This window comes from Ehrlichia canis str. Jake, assembly GCF_000012565.1.
Taxonomy (GTDB): Bacteria; Pseudomonadota; Alphaproteobacteria; order Rickettsiales; family Anaplasmataceae; genus Ehrlichia; species Ehrlichia canis.
In genome coordinates this window covers 606,048-629,553 of sequence record NC_007354.1, presented here as the reverse complement: position 1 = coordinate 629,553, position 23,506 = coordinate 606,048, and the positions used below count along the sequence as shown (strand labels likewise).

The following is a 23,506-nucleotide window of genomic DNA, read 5'->3' as shown; positions in this document are numbered from 1 at the left end:
ATAACCGTCTTTACATAACGTAATGATTGAGAATGCGTTTTTTTGACTTTCAAACCAGTAAACATACTACTTAAACCAGTGGGGCTACCTCAGTTTCACCAAAAGTCCCTGCAGTTATTTCATCTCCTCCTTTACACCATGTATAAATTTTGCTTTAACTTCTGCGATGTTTTCCAAAGCATAATGCATATCAAAAGTCTTACTTTTATCTACATCTGGTATATAGACCAGTTGGATTGCTCATATTAAGCAATATCACTAATTAAAAAAATACCTTTTCATCCATCTAATAATTTTTTATACACATCCTCAAGAAATTCATCTAATTTATCTTCTTTTACTAACAAATATACATACACGTATAATCGCTCTCAGATTTACTAATCCACGTATTTTACTATAATAACTTACTATAGAACATGGTAATAATGCCTTTAATAAAAACATAGAATTTCCAATAGGATTACGAGAATTCTTATTTATAATTACCAAATATAGTTGTAACTCACCACTTTCTTCAGTATTTCCTATATAATAACATTTATTACACTTCAGTATTTGACACATTAGATATATCTGAATACAACTACCATTAATAAATTTCTATTCTTCTAGATTGTTACCTAACATTCCTAACATGACACACACTTTTTCAAATAAAAATCAGAACTTTTAACACAATAACCAATAATTTTACGTTAGCATTCATGTACTACTCTCATAAATATCTGTCAATTCTCTACATGAGATATCAATAACATACTTGAATATACATATGTAAAATTATCAAAATTGAACCTAATATTATTAATGCATGCTAAGATTAAAAAATAAACTCAACTACTGAGTCTTCACATATATAAATATGATATCAGCCAATAAAGCAGTACTAACAAAAAAATTCAATTGATAACATTACTTTATAAATTACAATGAATATAAAATAAAAAGCATAATTTTTATAAGTAATTGTCTATTTTTTTACATAATCATTATTTTTATTAATCTGAATCAAAGAAAAAGTTATAAAAAAAATATGAAAATATAGTTATAAAACTGATATCTTAATAACTATATTACTTTCTTAAATTCTTTAGTCATGAAAAACTTTCAAAATTTTTTACAACCAGTACTTCCATCCTGACTCAGATGCAAACTTGACAAAGCACTACCTATACCTGTTACATTATTGGATTTACTTTGTTTTTTGCTACTTATACTTCCCACCCCCCCCCCACCTATCAGCAGTAGTTTCTTTAGAACCTAATACCATAGGTCTATCTTGTCCATCATCATACTCATCTTTTTCACAAACTAGCCTTTGTTCATCATGTTCTCCTACATTTTTTTTAACACGCCTAGAAAAACTTTTAAAAGCTTTTTTACACATACCAACTACAGTTGTACCTGTAGCACCACATTCTTGATTTTTATTATGCTGTTTTTGACCTTTTGAATGGAACATAATTACTTGTTTACTATATTCAACAAATTCTGCATTGAATTTTATAATACCAAAAGCTTCTTTCATACTCTCAGTATATAGCTGAGTATTTGTTAACATAGATAAGCACACATTACCATACTGTCTAATATTACAAACCTTTAATCTCATTGGTGATTCCAATAAGAAATTTTTATACACCTCATTGAAAAACTTCTGCGATTGTTCTTTTGCTATAACAAGATAACATTTTACATACTGAACTTTTAATGTATTATCTATTGTTTTTCTTACTAATTGATGATCACAAATTCTATCTGGTAATATAAATTCACAACAAACAACACTTTGTCCATCAACAGGAATTTCATTATTAAAACATTGCTCCTCATTTACACATACTTTTAACCTACCACTTGAAGAGTTACCTACACAATAACATCTTATACATATTAAACCTTCAGTTTCTGATGTCTGAACTAACTCTTCAGATAGTTGTTCATTAATAAATACCTTATTTTCACTATCATAACCTAACATTCATATACCATTTTCTATATTATTAAAATTAAGAAAAGCTTATACTGCTAAGTATAAAATTAACTTGCAGCTTTATAATTTATATAACTATGCAATGTATTAAACAATACAAACACAAGCAGTATCTCAATGCTATCACATACCAAAACAACATGCAATCGATAATAGCATAAAAATTTAATTATTTAAAAATTTGATAAGCATAATTTCAAGCAAAAAACACTAAATAACGTTCTATAAAATACATTAAAATATAAAATTGCAGGAAGCTATATTATTCACCAGTACATAATACTTTGAGTATATAAAAGAATCGAAACAGAAGTTACATTACATATTCAGTCTAGATTTAGATTTCATAAAATTTACTGATCAAGATCATGCACATATTGAATACCATATGCATTTCTAGGTAATGAATCTGTATACAATAACACACCAGAAACTAACACTACCCACAATAAAGATATAGGGAGAAAAACTTTCCAGCCTAATCTCATCAACTGATCATAACGATATCTAGGAATAGTTGCACGAATCCATATAAAGCAAAATAACAACACTATTATTTTTAATACAAACCATATAATTCCAGGAATAACATATAAAAAGCTAATATTTAAAGGCGGATACCACCCACCAAAGAAAAATATTACTGCCATTGCATTAATCAATATCATATTTGCATATTCTCCTAAAAAAAATAACGCAAACGGCATAGATGAGTACTCAACATTATATCCGGATACTAATTCTGATTCTGCTTCTGGTAAATCAAAAGGATGCCTATTTGTCTCGGCAAGTGATGAAATAAAAAAAACACATGCCATTGGTAACAGCAATAAATCTATCCAGTAAGGCATATTATGCCGTGCTACCACTATCTCACCTAATTTCAATGAACCAGTTGCTAACAATACTGTCACTATAGTTAAACCTATAGACACTTCATATGATATCATCTGAGATGCAGATCTAATTGCACCTAAAAAAGCATAATTAGAGTTACTTGACCATCCAGCTATTATAATTCCATAAACTCCAAGAGAAGAAATAGCTAAAATATACAACACACCAATGTTGATATTAGCAATCACATTAGGAATTATTACTTCGTGACCATTATTTACTATTACATCCGCACCAAATGGAATAACAGCCCAACCCAACAAAGCTAAAGTAAAAGTAATTATTGGAGCAATTAAAAAACATATCTTATTTGATTTAAAAGGAATAATATGTTCTTTAATAATGAGCTTTACAGCATCAGCAAAAGGTTGTAATAACCCAAATGGACCAACAACATTAGGACCTTGTCTTAGTTGTATGGCACCTATTACTTTACGTTCCATATATACTAAATAAGCAACAGAAACCATAACTGAAATTATTACTGCCATTATTTTGATTAACAAGACAGCACCACTACTTATACAACTTATAAAATCAGTAAAAATATTATAATAATAACTCATATTTACCTAACTTTGATTTGCAAAAGCTTTTACACAATTTGCCATTACAATAGATGCACGACTAATTGGATTTGTCATATAAAAATTGAAATCCTTACTAATAAATACACTATCTTTTTTTAAAGCAATACTTCCATCAACTGAAACCCATTGATTAGAGACTAAGCTTCCAATATTTTCTTCATGAAATTGCTGACCTAATGTTGATAATTTACCTCTAACTTGACATAAATTATCATATTGCATATCTACTTTTAAGTATTTTGATAATTCTTTAATAATTAACCAATCTTCTTTTGCTAAACCAGGAGGAGAAACAGCTATATTTGTTCTTTGAACTCTACCTTCAGTATTAACATAAGTTGCATTTTTTTCTGTATAAGCAGCACCAGGCAATATTACATCTGCAATCTGTGCTCCTCTATCACCGTGATGTCCTTGATATATTATAAAAGAAGATCTAGAACGAGAAATTTCTAATTCATCTGCTCCCAATAAATAAAGAATTTCTATTTCACCAGAACTTACACCATCTATTATATTAGATATTATATTACCAGAAAAGTTAGGTACAAATCCAATATCTAAAGCACCAACTCTAGCAGCAGCTTTATGTAAAACGTTAAATCCATTCCAATCATTTCTTAACATACCAAACTTTTCTGCAATTTTAGTTGATAAAGTAAATATAGCATTACCATTTTCACCAATTAAAGCATCTTGCCCTATTATTAGCATAGGATTTTCTGCACATTTTAATAATTCAGAAAAAGGTATTCTATCATGCAAAATATCATCTAGCACTAAACAGTTATTGCCTAAATTTTTCACACTATAGTTAAAGTTATTATATACCCCCAAATTTGCTATAGTAAAACCTCCATGCAAATATCTTTTACGCAATCTTGCATTAATTATAGGTGCTTCAAGCCTAATATTTGTATTAATTAATAAACACAAGTCTGCATTTTCTATTTTAGATATACCAGTATTAAATAAATAAAAAGCCCTATTATGTGCAGGAACTACTGAACCATCTTGCCTACATTCTATATTAGAACTTCCTAATTTATGCATAAGTTCTTTTAATAATAGTACAGATTCACAATCTACTAAATCTCCAGCAATTGCTGCAATTTTATTCCCAGGAGTATTATTAATTTTTTTAGCAATTACATTAAATACTTCTTCCCAAGTTGAAGGTAACATTTGACCATTCTTCCTTATGTATGGTTTATCCAATCTTTGCAATTTTAAACCATCATATGAAAAACGTGTTTTATCTGATATCCATTCTTCGTTTATATCTTCATTTAATCTAGGCAATATTCTCATTACTTCCAAGCCACGTGTATCAACTCTAATATTACTACACACAGCATCTAACACATCTATAGTTTCACAATTACGTAATTCCCAAGACCTAGCTTTAAACGCATAAGGTTTAGAAGTCAATGCACCAACTGGACAAAGATCTATTATATTTCCAGACAATTCTGAAGTTATACATTTAGATATACATGTGTCTATCTCCATGTTTTCACCACGACCCATCGTACCTAATTCATAACTACCAGCAACATCTGATAAAAACCTAACACACCTAGTACAATGTATACACCTTGTCATTGTATTTTCTATCAATGGACCAAAGTTCTTCTTTTTTACAGCTCGTTTTTTTTCTTTATATCTACTTTGACCTCTCCCATATAACATAGTTTGATCTTGTAAATCACATTCTCCTCCTTGATCACAAATTGGACAATCTAAAGGGTGATTTATCAATAAAAATTCCAAGACACCTTCTCTTGCTTTTTTAATTTTATCTGTATTAGTTTTTACTATCATACCCTCTGAAACAGGCATTGCACAAGAAGCCGCAGGTTTTGGTGGACCACCAACAATTTCTACTAGACACATTCTACAATTACCTGCTATTGCAAGCCTTTCATGATAACAAAACCTCGGTACCTGCACACCAGCAATCTCACAAGCTTGCAGCACAGTCATTCCATCTTCAACTTCTATTTCTAAAGAATCTATAACTAGTTTAACCACATACTACCCTTACATACTAGCCCATTCTATAGGATTACCTGAACTATCTTGTACTAAATCACCATTATCATACTGACCAGCCATAAAAATTGTGCCCAACTCTCTATCAATATATTTAACTGGCTTTATCATTTTACCATTATACATTTTTTGAGCTGTACCTTTTTTCCGCTGCAATGGATTATTTTTACTTGCTGTTTTTGCAACTTTAGCTCCTTTCTTCGCCATAATACCCCCATAGCCATAAATTCATGAAGTAACAGCACATTTTACCATTTAGGTTATCAACGTCAATAAATTATATAGATAAAAGATTTAATGATTTACTATTTTTACTTTAATTTATCCATATTATAAAAATATTTTATACTTCTAAAATGCATATATAGATACAGGTTATTAGCAGCACATTTTAAGATTATATATAAAAATGAATCTAATGAAATCACTCATTAAGATGTTTTACACTAATAATATATTCCCATCATCATAGAAATCTAACCACTTAAGCAGCATTATTAAATTGTAGCATCACCATTCTATAGAATTGAAGCTAAACAAATTTATCATTCATGCATAGTATATACAGAGCTTTATGCAATAAATTTAACATTTAATCCAGATTATAAAAATCTAACCTTGATATTCTGAATATCTAATAAATCTTATCTTTAATGATAAAATACACCCTTCCCTGACTAACATATATAAATTCTTAGCATACCATTAAAATATTTCTATTCTGTTATAATATTAATTAAGCACACTTTATAATGAAATACTTTAAGTATATTTTTATTATTGATGTAACATTAAATCAGAAAACTAGTTTCTAGAATATTATAATGATGGTATATAGCAGTATAAAATTTATTGATATTAATTTTATAATCTTCTACATGTAAGTAATACCAATATCCTCCATCAATTACACTCATGATCCTGTTATGTTTTATTCATATTTCATCAGTATTATGAAATATATTATTAGCTTTAAATATTACTTTTTACTACTTGAATTTATTATGTACTATATAATTAATATATATTAGTAAAATAAATTTCTAAAAAATAAAAGCATCTTACAGAACATTATTAAAATTGATTTTAACTTTTAAACATGAAACAACATATTTTTAGTGATTGTTATACAGTATTGAATATCTTCTTTAATTTTCTTATTATGTAAAATTACTTAATAATCCACTTTTACAAAATATAAACCATAAGGTGGTGCTGTCATACCAGCATAAGATCTATCTTTTGCTTCTAAGATATCCTTCGTATATTCTGGTGGAAAGCTATTTTTTCCACATTCCACCAACGTACCTACAATAATACGCACTTGATTGTGTAAAAATGATATTGCAGAAAAATATATGTCAATACACTGATCACTGTGAATAATTTTTAAATCATCCATTGTCTTTACTGGGCTTTTAGACTGACAATGTCTTGCTCTAAAACTAGAAAAATCGTGATTACCCTTTATATATTCTACAGCTCGCATCATCTTTTCTACATCTAATGGATTGCGTACAAGCCATGCACGATTATAGTCTATTGTTAGTGGTGAATAACGATTTATTATTTTATATAAGTAGTGACGTTTTTTTGCTGAAAACCTTGCATGAAATTCATCATCTGTTTTTTCCACATTTAACACAGAAATAGAATGTGGTATTAAGTGATAATTTATCGCATTTCTTACTACATATGCATCAAAATCTGCTGTTAAATCAAAATGTGCTACTTGACCTAAAGCATGTACACCAGCATCAGTTCTTCCAGCAACATATGTAGTAACACTTTCTCGTGAAAACTTAAATATTGCTTCTTCAAGAATCTCTTGAATAGAATTAGATAAATGTTTTTGTCTTTGCCATCCAATAAAATTAGATCCATTGTACTCTATAGTAATTTTATATCTCATTACTGGTATTACATTTATTACCGTATAATAAATAATGTAATATAGCTTTACGTACTGCAACACCCATTTTTACTTGTAGTAGAATCACAGACTTATTTTCTGCTACATTATTAGAAATTTCAGTTCCTTTGTTTGTAGGACCTGGGTGCATAATTATTACATCTTTTTTTGCATAAGATAGCCTCTCAGAATTCAGCATATATAGATGTGAATACTCCTCTTCTGAAGGAATAACACAATTAGTTATACGTTCTTTTTGTAATCTTAATAACATAATGACATCTGCATCACGTATTCCATCAATCAAGTTATGATATATATGCGATACACCAACCAAGTCACACGCTAATGTTGGAGGAGCAATTAGAGATATATTGGCTCCGTACCTAGATAATAACCTTATATTTGATCTTGCAACTCTACTATGTAATATATCTCCGCATATGGATATATTTAAATTACTAATATTTTTTTTTAGATAGCGTATAGTACAATAATCTATTAATGCCTGTGTTGGATGTTCATGATTCCCATCTCCAGCATTTATTATACAACAATTTGATACATACTGAGATATTGTTTTGACTAATTGACTATATTGTGACCTTATTATAATTAAATCAGGATTCATTGCATTTATATTTAAAATCGTATCTATAATGCTTTCTCCTTTATTTATAGATGAGGTATTAATGTTTAACGTTATAGAATGTGCACCTAATGACTTTTCTGCAATCTCAAAAGAAGACAAAGTACGTGTTGAGCTTTCAAAAAATAAATTAACAACAACTTTTCCATTTAAAATCTTATTATTCTGACTCCTATTATTAAAGTATTGCATTGTAATGTTAAAAATGGATTCTATGTCATCAGGTGTTAGGCTACTTATCTCTAGTAATGTATTCATTATACTCCTATTGTGTAAATATGTTTTCAATTAATTATTAGATTATATATTCTACATATTTATCATATAACACTACATGAAATTTTTTTCCAATCTGACATTTAAGTAATTTGATATATTGTAAATAATACTTCTATTAGTTAACACAGATTTTGAAATATATTTTTAATCAGTATTGAGTTTAACATGTTTTTACAATTCGCACTTGTTAATATATTATTTGTGTATTAAACTTGTAATAAAGACTTTTTTTACTTTATCTAAAATTTTCTGCAGCTATAATGTTGTTAACTTAATTAACTATAATGTTGCTATGGACAATTACAATGCAAGTTCTATTACTGTCTTAAAAGGACTAGATGCAGTTAGAAAAAGACCAGGTATGTATATCGGTGATACTGATGATGGTTCCGGTTTACACCATATGGTATATGAAGTCATTGATAACTCCATAGATGAGGCACTAGCTGGTTTTTGCAATAAAATAGACATTGTAATTCAATCTGATGGATCTGTTTCTGTAACAGATAATGGTAGAGGTATACCTGTAGATATGCATGAAGATGAAGGCATGTCAGCTGCCGAAGTAATCATGACACAATTACATGCTGGTGGTAAATTTGATCATAGTAGTTATAAAGTTTCAGGTGGACTTCACGGTGTTGGTATATCAGTTGTAAATGCTCTTTCAACTTGGTTAGAACTAACCATATGGCGCAATGGAAAAGAATATTTTATGCGCTTTGAAGATGGCGTTACAGTAAAACCTTTATCTGTAGTCGGTGAAAATACATATAAAAAAGGGACTAGAATTACTTTCTTACCATCTAAAAACATCTTTTCATCTGTAAATTTCAATTATTCAACTTTAGAAAGCCGTGTAAGGGAGCTATCTTTTCTTAATTCTAGTATCAACATCAATCTAAAGGATTTAAGGGGTGCTCAAGTATTAAATTCATCATTTGGTTTTAGAGATAACTCTAAAGTTAGCGATGCATCAGACAAAGGAACTTCCGGATTTGTAAAATATCTTGATCGTAATAAGACTGCTGTTACTAAAATTGTTCATATAGAAGGAATTGTACTTGAACATGGAATAAGCTTAGAATTATCAATGCACTGGAATGATTCTTATTATGAAAATATGTTATGCTTCACTAACAATATCAGACAGAGAGATGGAGGAACTCACCTTGCAGGATTTAGATCAGCTATGACGCGTTGTATCAACAATTATGCAACAAATGAAGGTTTTTTAAAAAAAGCAAAGGTAAGTATTTTAGGAGAAGATGTAAGGGAAGGGCTTACATGTGTATTATCAATAAAATTGCCTGATCCAAAGTTTTCATCTCAAACTAAAGATAAATTAGTTAGTTCTGAAGCTAGAACAGTTGTCGAGAATATAGTTTATGAAAAACTCACAAATATCTTTGAAACAAATCCTAAACTCGCTGCTAGTATTATAGAGAGGATTATTAGATCTGCTAAAGGGAGAGAAGCTGCACGTAAAGCAAGAGAGCTTATCAAGAGTAAAAATGGATTCGACTTTACAATTCTTCCAGGCAAATTAGCAGATTGTCAGGAAAAGTCACCAGAACTGTCTGAGTTATTTATTGTAGAGGGTAATTCTGCTGGTGGTTCTGCAAAACAAGGACGTGATAGACGTTCCCAAGCTGTATTATCATTAAAAGGAAAAATATTAAATGTAGAACGTGCAAGTTTAGATCGTATACTATCATCAGCAGAAATTGCATCGTTAATTACTGCAATAGGTAGTAATATTGGAACTGAGAATTTTGATATTGAAAAAATACGTTATCACAAAGTTATTATTATGACAGATGCAGATGTCGATGGATCGCATATTAGGACTTTATTATTGACATTCTTTTTCCGTTATATGCGTGAAGTGATAGAAAGAGGATATCTATATATTGCACAACCTCCACTTTATAAAGTTACAAAACACAAGAAAGAATTTTATATAAAAAATGATGATATGTTGCATGATTATATCATTAGTAATGCTATAAAAGATTTAACTCTTACTGGAACTAATACTTACTCAGGAGAAGATTTATCTCAAATTTTGCACCAATGCATGAATATTAGCAAGATTACAAAATCATACGATAGAATAATTCCTCAAAGTGTCTTAGAATCATTGATTATTTTCTTTAAAAAGCATAGTTTTGATTCTGCTGATGCAATATCTGAACATCTAAATAATGTTTTTTGTGAATACGAATGGAGTGTTGAGATTCCTGAAAAAGATAAGATAAGCATTTTTAGACTATCACATGGATTAGTTGATAAGTATTATATTGATAATACTATAATGAACTCAGATGAAATAAGACAGGTTATCCATATTTGTGATGGAATTGATGAAATCTTTAATAGTATGCTTATTTTATCTACCAAAGACAATAATATTAAAATAAACTCACCTACTTCTTTAGTAGACAATATTATCGAATTTGGCAAAAAGGACATGACATTACAAAGATTTAAAGGGTTAGGTGAAATGAACTCAGATCAATTATGGGATACTACATTAAATCCTGAAACAAGAACTTTACTGAAGTTGAAGATATCTGATTGTGAAGCTGCAGATTCAATATTCTCAGTACTTATGGGTGATTTCGTAGAACCTAGACGTGATTTTATTAATAACAATGCTCTGAACGTGCAAAATATTGACGCATAATTTATCACACTATTAACATTGCATTATTAGATTAGAAACATGTATCTTTATAATGTGAAACATAACAAAATGTATAAAAGATATACAGTAGCGAAATGTAGAGTGAGTTAAAATAATATAACATTTATAAAATATAAATTAACTGAATCTTATTACCTACAATATTGCTACATATCGAAAAACTAATTTTTCTAATACTATGCAACATAATATAAGCTATAAATTCAGATAATTAAGCAATATATGTATAAGATGAATATGATATACTTACTATAGTATGATATGTGCAAAATAAATCCAAAAACCCACATTGTAGTAAATCTATATTTACTCAAGATTACTTTATTTTCTAGAAGCTTATTTTACTAATATAATTATAAAAGCTATCAATTATAATTAGACATAGCTGAATTTTATATCATAGATAAATCAAAAAGTAGTATTCATCTTTAAATAAATAATGTATTTTGAATAAAATAGAGTAAATTATGTCTTTCATAGAGAAATTTATCAAATCACACACATAAATTTGCAATAATTGTGATGCTGTATTAACTTACTTTACTTACCGTATGTAATAATACTACTCTATCATAAATAATAACTATAAATTTACACTACATTCAGGTTATTTTATCTGAGATTTATCTCAAATTATATAATTTGGATTTTTTTCATTTTCAAATTACCATTAAATTAATCTAGTATCAATAAACAATTAGATATCAAATAAACTAATTTAACAGTGCACAACTTCTTCAGAATAACCATGACATCTCACTTGTGATAATAAACTTTGTAGAGGATTACACACATATCCATACGACGCATAACTACTAATACCAACATCATTAGCATTTTCATGATTTTTATCTGAATTCTGAAAAATATAATTTAACGCCAAACTAATTACATATAAAGAAAACACACAAAAAAAAGAAAATTTATATACACTTGTAACTCGTTCATCAAGACCATTACATACCTCATAAAGAAGATTGCATAATGGAATTATGATACCAGATGCTATCATCAAAGATGATAGTACTTTATAACAAGTAACATTTAACCCTTCACTTTTAAAAACCACTCGCTTTTCAGAATGATAAGACAAACAATACATTATAGTTAATAATACTGCCATAAGTATCACAAGTGTTTTATATGGCTTAATTAAACTACCTTGATTATAAATATCACATATAGCAACAATTAGTGGAACAACTAAGAAAAATAAAAACATTAAGCTGTTAGAAAGACTCATTTTCTGACAACATTCAATACATCCATTGAAGATAATAGAGTTTCTGCCGTGTCTACCCTCTTTATACACTATATTAACTTAAAAGTGCAATACATATTATAATAATCGATTTTAACTATATAGTCAATACGATACACTCTAGTTAAAAGCTATACATATGACACTTATAACCTAGATTTTATTTTCACAATCAAAAATCTACTAAATCAACCTTACAACTCTGCTAATCATCATTATTTATATGTATTATATGATATTCTGCTTTTCATTAATTACAGCATCATAAATTAACAATCATCAATAATGTTATCAAATTTCGTTAAACAACTTCATTATCTAAAAATATACACAACAACTAATTTACGAATTCATATTACAAAATTAAAAAATAGTAGATAAATAATATTCTTTACAAATCTTTTCATCATGTTAATTTTTAATCTCTTATTTATTTCAAATAAATACTCCAGTTAAATATAAAAAATAGATGACACTAACATCATTAAAAAACTAACGCTACACTTGATGATTTACTTTATAACATAACATGAAATTTAAAATACAATTAAAGCTGTAATCAATCAAACTTTATAAAACTAAAGAATTAATTAAAAAAATATTATCAATATATTACCATTATAATATTCTTAATAGTAGTTCCACATACCAATGAAATTTATCTATACGAAATATTTTTTAACTTACTATAAAATCAAAAACTTGGAAGTAGCAGAATCAACAATAAATAGATTACAATCTGTTATTAACTTATCGATTTAATAATTAATCAAAATATAATTTATATTTTAAGTAAACTGATACATAAAAAAACTAATGATATAAATACAAAATCCAATAAAAAACATGACACACATTTAGTAACTTTCCATTCTAACTTGTTTTGCATAATAATAAGTACTACCATTATTATCCATAGATCAATAAACACACCCTAGTTTCCTACAGCTACCTCATGTTTACTATGAAACTTTCACATCTGCATAAACAGTACTATCTTTACTTTTCTCATACCAAAATTCTCGTATTTACTATTTCATGTAATTCCATCACCTACATAACCATCTATTTTCCTATTCTGACTATATACCACCTCTAACAAACTACTAATAACACTTGCTTCAGATATGTAACCTTTTATTTTATCATTAGATTAATAACAACAAGCAACTGCTGATATAAGAAACAAAAATCACATAAAATATACGAAATTCTACATCTAATACTCACATTACATAATCATTATAAATACATCATAACATGACAATATAATTGTCATGTAATATTCATAAGATCAACAATTAAAAATCCCTTTAGGATGTTCCTTTAAAGAATAATACTCACTTCATATTTATTTTATAAATATTATTTATTTACTTTTTAAATTTTTTATCTTAAGTACAACTTTACTATATCAAATGTAATCAAACGGACTTGCAGTATATTTCATAACCAAATATTAATACCGTATATCCTTTATATTACAATAGTCAATTTTAACGATCATTTTTAACACATTCATTACTACAATCATCAATTATAACACTTTCTACATTACAATTTACTTCATCATAACCATTAGCATCTGATGCGATCAGAGATTCACATTCACTATCATTAACATTTTGCCTAGTACATGATACAACTTGCTGAGCAACTATATCAACACCACATACCAAAAATATAACAGTTGACATAGCATATAAAGCTAACATAGAATACGCAGCAATCTGATATCCAACTGCAATATTCACACCATTACCAGTAACAATACTATAAATATCATAACATGTTAAACCCAATGGCAGAAGTATACCAGCAGCAATAATTGCTGTACCAATACTGTGAAAAATAATTTGTTTACTTTTTTTATCAACTTGCCTATAACTCAGTTTTACATAGTCTCTATCTATAAAAGATACAATATACATTGCTAATGTTGTTACCATAATAACAAACATATCAATCTTATACATAAAACTTGGTACACTAAGATTTGATAACTCACAAATAGCTAAAACAATTGGTATAATTACACAAAATAAGAATAACAAAGCATTAATAGCTTTTAAAATATTATCAACAGTCTTATTATTCATCTTTTACTACACCATTTTATATTAACAATAATAACAAATATATTTTCAACATCATATATCTTAATCAAGCATTTAAATATACGTTCATACAAATATAGAATATAAATTTATAATAACCACAAGATACAATCATAAACAACCAACGTACCATTATTTTTTAAATATTTTTATTGTTAGTAAACATTAAAGAAACTGTAATGATATCAATAACCTTCTAATACTATTTTCTATTTGTAAACCATCTAATAAAGAACTTTGTTCTTCTCAATTTGCTATCCTAATATTATCTTCTTCTACTCGTTTGTTTTGTTCCGCATAACCTTTATCAATGCTACATGAAACACATGTTTAGAACTTAAAATAAGAAAAGCGGCTAATAAAGTTAAAGCTAGAAAAGAACATAAACTAGTTTTATATCCAATAACAACATTTTGATCATTAAGGACACTAGAGAATGCCTCATAACATAACAAAATAATTGTAAAATAACACCACAAATAAACGCACTAGCTACAAACAAGCAATACCTACAATTTGTAGGTACAATCCTTCACATTGAATGATTTTCACATAGGCTACATTTTTTACCTCATTATTCTGACTATTTTTGTGTTGTTCATTATTGTTTATTTTAATGATAAACTCTTCCCTGATTCTTGCACACTATATTTAATATTAAGAACATTATTAACACACCAACTACAAAAGGCCTACATACCTTGATAAAGGTACACTTCATAGTTTAAAACCAAAAATTATTATCGATATCAGTACAGCGCACACAAAAAATAGACAGCTTAAATAAGTAAGAACACTACTCTTATTTTTCCTATGTCTAACATCCCCACTTTAACCTACATAATTATATTAAAATACTTTTACTATATTGTCAATTAATTGATAAATTATAGATACTAACAATACATAAATGTGTAACACATATATTTCATAGCAAGTTTATTTTAATATAAATTTATATTTTTTACACTTTAATACTATTATACATTACTTCTCGATCATTAATACCAAAAACCAACTTCTAATTCTTTTAATTCAACATTTTATTTATTATGGCTCACCAAGGTTTTATCAAACACCTATTATAATTTTGTTGAACAATTGACTAGGTTTACATATCATAGAAGTAATGACTGAGACAGCACATAAACCAACATAACATACACATTAACTCTATATCTAACAATGTTCTCCACAAAAAAATACCTCATAAAATAATAAACCAAACGGTATTGTAATACCAAAAATAAATATACTTGCACGTAACATGGAATCTAAACAACATTTTTTAAATTCATCAAGTTTTAACAAATTATCTTGTTTTTACATCTTGTGCAAAATAGTACTAAAAATATACAACATCATCACTATTGATGCTGTAACAAATGTATTAACTTTATAAAAACTAATAGATTAAGTTTAATTTATATAATTCACACACGTCAAAATTAATAGTAAAACAACACATAAAATAACTATTAACTGAACTAACCAATATATAAATGCTAATTACGTTTTTAGCAAATCATATTTATATTAATTTAACAATACAAGTTTTATAATTATAAATTATTTTTTACAACTTATAATTTTATTTTAACCAGACTATTAGTATCAATACTTATAGAATAATAACTCACCATTAAAATTCTTTTTTAATATATTTCTAATAGTGCTTATTTATATTAACTATTTAATTTAAAAACCATAGGTAAACTCTAGATGTAACACTTCTTGTTATATTTACAATAATAATGCTATACTTTATACACATCTAATAATCTACAAAAACACAATTTTTATACATACTTTGTACTAAAACCATCAACAAGATCGTTACACAATCCTTACACAAAGTAGCAAGCACTATTATTTTTCAGCTCTGACAATGGTGTTATTTGAATAGATATTGCACAAAATTAAGTTATGTGAAATATGATTTATTGAGCCTATAAACCTTTTATAAATATGATATTAAACTAAAATTTAAAAACAACAAAAATAATTCTATTAACTTAATGCTTAAATCTTATATTTAACTACACTAATCTCATACTTCTTTATTAATGAACCATTGTAAATAAATAAAAAGCCATAATCATCTTATTACTATCATGCTACTTACAGCATAGCATTTATACAATACACTTAATTGATCTGATTTTTCTAAGTATCAATGTTTATATCAAAAAAATCAATAACTCACATTTCTTTGCTAATTTAATTTACTGATAAACTTACGAAGTAAACTGTCATGTATACCAGTAACTGATGTATCCTTTTTCAACAATTTCACTAAATTCCTTTTATCTACTTTAATATTTTTTACTTCTATTACTTCATTAGTCTGAGGATCAAAAGTTAACTTTAAAACAATAGACTCATATTCTTTTGCTGAGAAAAAACGCTTTTTATAAATACTGTAAGAAATATAATACCATACATTACCTTCAATAATGCAAGGATCACCTATAAGCTGTACAACCTGAGTATTCAAATCTCCAATTTTTACACCATCCCATAAATTAATTTCAGAAGTAGGATACCCATGATGAATTGTTGTAGTATAACAACCTGTCAACATAAATAAAGCTATACAAATAACTCTAGCTAGCATAACATTTTCAAAAACAAATATGCTGTAAGCTACCATAATTTTATTAGTTGGTCAATTTTATAAATTATATATTTTTAAATATATATATATACTTACACTACACACATAATAATTACCCAACCATAAGTAATCAAATTTACTTATGTATATTACTTACCTTTTTAATGCTTGATCAATCAAATTAATAGTATTATTTATTCCATATAATTTTATAAAAGATCCCAGTCTAGGACCATGACTTTGACCTAGCAAAATTTCATAAAAACTTTTAAAACAAGATCGCAAATCATTAAAACAATATTTTTTCATTAAAGAAAATATATTACTCTGTATTTCATCAGATGTAATATCATTTGGAAAATCATTAAGCATATTCTTTAATTCATCCAGTATAATTTTTTCATCATGATCTGGAGTTTTATAAACTTTATAAGGCTTAACAAAATCATGATAATACTTAACTGAAAAATCCACTAACTGAGACAATAATCTATTATCCTGTAATGCATGATTATCTTGATAATTTTTTATAAATCCCCATAACACATCACTGTTTTCAGCATTACAGGCTGATGCCAAATTTAACAATAAAGAAAAACTCAAACCAAAAATATCAACTATTGGGACACTCCCATGATGAATATGCCATACAGGATTATCATAACTAGGGTTTTTGTGATAATCATCTACTAAATATAAATAGTCATCCATAGAACGTGGTATTACATCAAAATATAATTTTTTTGCCTTTTTAGGATTTTGTAATATATACAACGCTAAACTTTCAGAAGGAGCATAAGATAACCAATCCTCTATTGATATACCATTACCCTTTGACTTTGAAATTTTTCTACCTTCTTTATCCAAAAACAATTCATAACAAAATAAAATTGGAGGTGCACTACCTAAAATTTCACATATTTTACTAGATAACTCTGCAGATGGTTGCAAATCTTTACCATATGCTTCATACTTAATATTAAGTGCTGACCACCTCATTCCCCAGTCTGGTTTCCATTGTAATTTACATTTTCCACCTGTAACCTGCGTTTTAATTATCTCATCATCTTCATTCTTATAAGAAATAGTACCCAACTCAACATCAAGATCAATAATAGGTACCTGCAATACCTTAGAAGTCTTAGGGCAAACTGGTAAAAATGGACTATAAGTTTTTTGTCTTTCACTACCTAATGTAGGTAGCATAACATTCATAACTTTATCATAATTTTTTAATAATAAAAGTAACTTTTCATCATATAAACCATTCTTATAGCATTCCGTTGCACTTTTAAATTCATATTGAAAATTAAATAAATCAAGAAATTTACACAATAACATATTCATATGATGACCATAACTTTTACAGGCACAGAAAGGATCTGGTATCATAGTTAAAGGTTTACATAAATGTTCAGCTATCATGTCCTTATTTGGAATATTATCCGGTATTTTCCGCAATCCATCCATATCATCTGACACAACTATTATTTTTGTGACAATGTCAGGACAGATTTTACGCAATGCATTCATTATTGCAGTAGTACGTAATACTTCCCCAAAAGTACCAATATGAGGAAGCCCTGAAGGACCATAACCAGTTTCAAAAATAATTTCTGTATCTTCCCCAAACCTTTTTAATATTTTCTCTGCTTCTTGAAATGGCCAAAATTTGTACTGTTCCATCATAATATATAAAACTGATAGCTTATAAATATTACAAATCTATAACATAAAACATGCAAATTAGCAAAATATATAGCAAGATTACATAAAATACAAAAAATAACACTAACAAAAATAACCTGTACCATGCAGCATATAAAAACAGATTTAAGAAATTAACTCAACTTAAAGCATTACATTAAATTTAGAAAATAAATATCACTGAAAATCCTTATTAGTCATTAAAAAGTAATCACTAACAATTAATAAAAACACTGATATAAATAACTGCATCACTTAAAAAAATCAACAAACTAAAAAGGATTTCAATGACTTACAAAAAATACTTAACTTACTGGATCATCATGCATTATAATACGACGCTGTTTCACTTTTTTATGAACAACTCCTTTTTTATTACTACCAGTAGATTCAGATAGACGAAATTTTATATAATTATCAACAATCTCATTAAATTTATCAAGATGATCACGAAAAAAGTGATCTGCTTTTTCTATAACATAATACTGCATATATTCACTCTTAATAGAATTACTCAATCTCGCCGCAAGTTGAGATACCGCAGCTTCATCAGAAATACTATCTTGATCACCTTGAATTATCAAACCAGGAACAGGACAAGGTGACAAAAAAGAAAAATCATACTTATTTGCAGGTGGAGACACTGCTATGAAACCCTCAACTTCTGGACGCCTCATCATTAATTGCATAGCAACCCATGCACCAAAAGAAAAACCAGCAACCCAAAAAGGAGCTGACGCTACATTATTATTTTGTAACCAGTCTGCTGCCGCTGCACCATCACTTAGTTCGCCTATACCTTTTTCAAAATTACCTGAAGACTTACCTACACCACGAAAATTAATCCTTAAAACAGAAAATCCATTATTTGCAAATATATTATATAAATTATATACAATCTTATTATCCATATTTCCGCCATACTGAGGGTGAGGATGAAAAATTAAAGCAAGCGGAGCACCTAAAGTTTTATTATGATGATACTTTCCCTCAATTTTACCAACTGCACCATTAAAAAATATTTCTCTCATGAATTAACTTCCTTAAATAAAAAAATGAGTAAACTTTAACTTTTAAGTGTATAACATTAATAATAAAAACTCAACTTTTAAAGTATTCCTATGATCATAGAATAAAGTTTAGATTACAATTTAATCTCATAAAATAACATTAATACAAATAATCAAAAGTCACTAAAACAATAATAGATTAATCTGTACTATATTATTTAATAAAAAACCTACTTGACACAAGGTATATTAATGATACATTAACAGATTGTTGATTGAGTAAAAAATCTTTCGTTAAAAATATTTCAACAATAATACATAATAGATTTTGGAAAACTAAATATGTTGATTACAACAAGGCTGCGTTATGCTGTTATGTTTATGGTAAGTCTAGCTCAAGAGTATTATATACTAAAAGGTAGTAATCAACCAAAAAAAATGTCACATATTGCAGATAGCCAATCTCTTTCCGAAGGATACCTAGAACAAATTATCGCAAAATTAAAAAAGCAAGGATTAGTAAATTCAACAAAAGGTCCAGGTGGAGGATATTTTTTAAATAAGTCTCCAAATATAATTACACTCAACTTAATACTTGAATCTATAGGAGAAAATATAAAAATTACAAGATGTAAAAACAATAATGTAATAAGATGCTTACCAAATAATGCAAAATGTATCACACACAATCTATGGGATAACATAGGTAATTATATTAAAAAATATCTAAATAGTATTTCACTAGAAGACATCATCAATAATAATTTCAAGCATAGTATCAAGCATAGTATCAAGCATAGTAATATATTAAACAATGATGAGAATAAATACATATATGCAGATTACAATTCAACATCAACTATACTACCTGTAATCAAACAACAACTAGACAACTTATCTTCATTAAATATATACAATCCATCATCAACACACAAACTAGGTCAAAATACAAGAAGCATCATAGAAAAAACAAGAGAGATAGCTATTAATATACTAAATGCTAGAAATTATGATGTAATTTTCACTTCATCTGGAACAGAAGCAAACAATTTAGTAATAAACAGTACTACTGAATACAAACACCTAATTTCTTCTATAGAACATGTATCTATAATGAATTGTACTACAGATGCAGAATTAATCCCAGTAAACTCTAATGGAGTAATATGCTTGGATAGATTCAGTGAAACTCTAAATAAATTTAAAGACAAAAAAGTTCTTGTATCAATAATGACAGCAAATAATGAAACTGGAGTTATTCAACCTATAAAAGAAATAGTAGAAATATCACATAAATTTGGCGCACTAGTACATACAGATGCTGTACAAGCATGTGGCAAAATCCATATAGATATTGAAAACTTAGGAGTAGATTTATTAACAATTTCATCACATAAACTAGGAAGTATTGCAGGAACTGGTGTATTGTTTTTCAATAGTAAAAAAATAAAAATAAAACCTATGATATTAGGTGGAAATCAAGAGAAAGGGTTACGTGCTGGTACTGAAAATATAATATCAATTTATTTATTATCTATCTCTCTCAACAATTTGAAAGACTCTATAAAAAAAATGTCTACTGTAGAGAAATTACGTGATAAACTAGAGTATGAGATATTAAATTTAGTACCTGAAGCTCAAATTTTTGGTAAAAATACACAACGTCTACCAAACACTACGTGTATTTCAATGCCAAATGTAAGTAGTGAAATACAAACAATAAGCTTTGATATTGAAAATATTGCTGTTGGCAATGGATCAGCTTGTTCTTCTGGAACATTAACACGTTCTCATGTATTATCTGCAATGGGAATAGATGATGACATAGCTAAAAATTCAATTAGGATTAGTCTTAGTCCTGATATAACAGAACATCAAATAAAAAAAATAGTTAATTGTTGGTACAAAACATATCAAAACAACAAGTTACTAAAACTAAAATAGGTAAAATTATGCAAAAATTAGAAGAATATCATGTCATTAACGTTATCAGTAATAGGTAATAAGATGGGAAGAGAAGGACAAATACATATCAATTTACCTGTATTTCTTGATTACCAATCAACAACAAAAACAGATGATCGAGTATTAGAAGCCATGATACCATATTTTCAACAATTTTCTAATCCTCACTCACGTAGTCATTCTTTTGGATGGAAAGCTGAATCAGCTGTTGAATTAGCTAGAGAAAGAGTTGCATCTTTAATAAACGCTGAACCTAAAGAAGTAATATTTACATCAGGTGCAACAGAATCAAATAATTTAGCAGTTAAAGGTGTAGCAAATTTTTATAAAAATAAAGGAAATCATATAATTACAGTACGTACAGAACATAAATGTGTTTTAGATTCATGTCGTCACTTAGAAACAGAAGGATTTAATGTTACTTACTTAGATGTACAAAAAAATGGTATTATAAACTTAGATCTACTAAAATCATATATAACTGATAAAACAATACTAGTATCAGTCATGATGGTAAATAATGAAATTGGAGTAATTCAACCAGTTGAAGAAATAGGAAAAATTTGTCATGAACATGGTATATTTTTTCATACAGATGCAGCACAAGCTTTTGGGAAAATACCAATAGATGTAAACAAAATGAATATTGACTTATTAAGCATATCTGGACATAAAATATATGGACCAATGGGAATAGGAGCATTATATATACGTAAACGCCAACCACGAGTACGACTTACTCCTTTGATTAATGGAGGCGGACAAGAGCGTGGAATGAGATCAGGTACAATACCTACTCCATTAGCTGTAGGGCTAGGAGAAGCAGCACGTATAGCTCAAGAAGTAATGGAAGAAGAAAACATAAGAATAAAAGAATTACGTGATATACTATATAATGAAATAAAAAAACATTTATCATATGTTGTATTAAATGGTGATTATGAACAACGTATATCAGGAAACTTAAATTTAAGTTTTCCATATGTAGAAGGAGAGTCTATTATTATGGCAATTAACAATCTAGCAGTAAGTTCAGGATCTGCTTGCACTTCTGCGTCACTTGAACCATCCTATGTTTTACGTGCTTTAAATATTGAAAAAGATTTAGAGCATTCATCGATTAGATTCGGTATAGGTAGGTTTACTACAAAAGAAGAAATCTTATATGCAGCAGAACTTATCGTCAGTAGCATAAAAAAATTACGTGAAATGAGCCCATTATGGGAAATGGTACAAGAAGGCATAGACCTTAATAATATCAAGTGGGACACACATTAATTTTTTGATTATATTTTAGTAATTATGAGGCAATTATGAGTTATAGTGAAGTTCTATTAGAACATTATAAAAATCCCAAAAACGTTGGCACTCTACCAAAAGATGATTACAATGTTGGTACTGGGTTAGTAGGAGCTCCAAGCTGTGGAGACGTAATGAAATTACAAATAAAAGTAGATAATAACGGAAGAATCATTGATGCAAAATTTAAAACTTTTGGATGTGGAGCTGCAATTGCAGCAAGTTCTCTAGCAACAGAGCTAATAAAAGGTAAAACAGTAGATGAAGCACATCAATTAAAAAACACAGTATTAGCAAAAGAATTAAGTTTACCACCAGTAAAAATACATTGTTCATTACTTGCAGAAGACGCTATAAAAGCTGCAATAAATGATTACAATATGAAACAAGAAAATAGAAAAAGTAATACTGCATTTTCAAGTGATGAATAAAATAAGCCACT

16 protein-coding genes are annotated in these 23,506 nt (G+C 27.9%); 4 read left to right on the top strand and 12 right to left on the bottom strand.

The annotated features are described in order from the left end of the window. Positions 1-327 precede the first annotated feature (327 nt). The 7 genes from ECAJ_RS02220 to ECAJ_RS02190 all read right to left on the bottom strand — a co-directional run bounded on the left by ECAJ_RS02220 (position 328) and on the right by ECAJ_RS02190 (position 8,357). Positions 328-567, bottom strand: a complete 240-nt coding sequence (locus tag ECAJ_RS02220; RefSeq protein WP_011304545.1) for a DUF3023 domain-containing protein — start codon at positions 565-567, stop codon at positions 328-330. Between the two features lie 643 nt (positions 568-1,210). Continuing rightward, positions 1,211-1,984 (bottom strand): DUF3023 domain-containing protein, encoded by a 774-nt coding sequence (locus ECAJ_RS02215; RefSeq protein ID WP_011304544.1) that lies wholly within the window; start codon positions 1,982-1,984, stop codon positions 1,211-1,213. A 365-nt stretch (positions 1,985-2,349) separates the two neighbouring features. After that, complete coding sequence (nuoH, locus tag ECAJ_RS02210) at positions 2,350-3,459, bottom strand: NADH-quinone oxidoreductase subunit NuoH (protein ID WP_011304543.1); 1,110 nt, start codon at positions 3,457-3,459, stop codon at positions 2,350-2,352. A 6-nt stretch (positions 3,460-3,465) separates the two neighbouring features. Further along, positions 3,466-5,517 carry an NADH-quinone oxidoreductase subunit NuoG gene (nuoG, locus tag ECAJ_RS02205; protein ID WP_011304542.1) on the bottom strand — a complete coding sequence of 684 codons (2,052 nt, stop codon included), beginning with the start codon at positions 5,515-5,517 and terminating at the stop codon, positions 3,466-3,468. Between the two features lie 9 nt (positions 5,518-5,526). After that, positions 5,527-5,745 (bottom strand): hypothetical protein, encoded by a 219-nt coding sequence (locus ECAJ_RS02200; RefSeq protein ID WP_011304541.1) that lies wholly within the window; start codon positions 5,743-5,745, stop codon positions 5,527-5,529. 967 nt (positions 5,746-6,712) lie between these two features. Beyond that, positions 6,713-7,450 (bottom strand): tRNA pseudouridine(38-40) synthase TruA, encoded by a 738-nt coding sequence (truA, locus tag ECAJ_RS02195; protein ID WP_011304540.1) that lies wholly within the window; start codon positions 7,448-7,450, stop codon positions 6,713-6,715. Beyond that, a complete protein-coding gene (locus tag ECAJ_RS02190; RefSeq protein ID WP_011304539.1) occupies positions 7,440-8,357 on the bottom strand; it encodes an aspartate carbamoyltransferase catalytic subunit in 918 nt (305 codons plus the stop codon). Before ECAJ_RS02190 ends, truA begins: the two co-directional genes overlap by 11 nt. A 313-nt stretch (positions 8,358-8,670) precedes the next feature. Between ECAJ_RS02190 and gyrB the strand changes: the two genes are divergently transcribed. Beyond that, complete coding sequence (gene gyrB / locus ECAJ_RS02185) at positions 8,671-11,067, top strand: DNA topoisomerase (ATP-hydrolyzing) subunit B (RefSeq protein ID WP_011304538.1); 2,397 nt, start codon at positions 8,671-8,673, stop codon at positions 11,065-11,067. Between the two features lie 739 nt (positions 11,068-11,806). Here the strand turns inward: gyrB and ECAJ_RS02180 are convergent. The 5 genes from ECAJ_RS02180 to ECAJ_RS02160 all read right to left on the bottom strand — a co-directional run bounded on the left by ECAJ_RS02180 (position 11,807) and on the right by ECAJ_RS02160 (position 19,821). Next, the gene (locus tag ECAJ_RS02180; RefSeq protein ID WP_011304537.1) at positions 11,807-12,331 is read right to left on the bottom strand and encodes a hypothetical protein; all 525 of its coding nucleotides are present in this window, start codon (positions 12,329-12,331) and stop codon (positions 11,807-11,809) included. Positions 12,332-13,845: 1,514 nt separating this feature from the next. Further along, positions 13,846-14,448, bottom strand: a complete 603-nt coding sequence (locus ECAJ_RS02175; protein WP_011304536.1) for a hypothetical protein — start codon at positions 14,446-14,448, stop codon at positions 13,846-13,848. A gap of 2,233 nt (positions 14,449-16,681) precedes the next feature. Beyond that, a complete protein-coding gene (locus ECAJ_RS02170; protein ID WP_044262153.1) occupies positions 16,682-17,083 on the bottom strand; it encodes an outer membrane protein assembly factor BamE in 402 nt (133 codons plus the stop codon). A gap of 153 nt (positions 17,084-17,236) precedes the next feature. Beyond that, positions 17,237-18,772 (bottom strand): lysine--tRNA ligase, encoded by a 1,536-nt coding sequence (locus tag ECAJ_RS02165; RefSeq protein WP_011304534.1) that lies wholly within the window; start codon positions 18,770-18,772, stop codon positions 17,237-17,239. A gap of 323 nt (positions 18,773-19,095) precedes the next feature. Continuing rightward, a complete protein-coding gene (locus ECAJ_RS02160) occupies positions 19,096-19,821 on the bottom strand; it encodes an alpha/beta hydrolase (RefSeq protein WP_011304533.1) in 726 nt (241 codons plus the stop codon). Between the two features lie 321 nt (positions 19,822-20,142). Here ECAJ_RS02160 and ECAJ_RS02155 point away from each other — a divergent pair, with 321 nt between their 5' ends. From ECAJ_RS02155 to iscU, 3 genes are all read left to right on the top strand, one after another. After that, positions 20,143-21,744: an aminotransferase class V-fold PLP-dependent enzyme gene (locus ECAJ_RS02155; protein ID WP_011304532.1), complete on the top strand. Its 1,602-nt coding sequence runs from the start codon at positions 20,143-20,145 to the stop codon at positions 21,742-21,744. A gap of 63 nt (positions 21,745-21,807) precedes the next feature. Further along, complete coding sequence (locus ECAJ_RS02150; RefSeq protein ID WP_044262151.1) at positions 21,808-23,043, top strand: IscS subfamily cysteine desulfurase; 1,236 nt, start codon at positions 21,808-21,810, stop codon at positions 23,041-23,043. Between the two features lie 35 nt (positions 23,044-23,078). Further along, the gene (gene iscU / locus ECAJ_RS02145; protein ID WP_011304530.1) at positions 23,079-23,495 is read left to right on the top strand and encodes a Fe-S cluster assembly scaffold IscU; all 417 of its coding nucleotides are present in this window, start codon (positions 23,079-23,081) and stop codon (positions 23,493-23,495) included. The last annotated feature ends 11 nt before the right edge of the window (positions 23,496-23,506 follow it).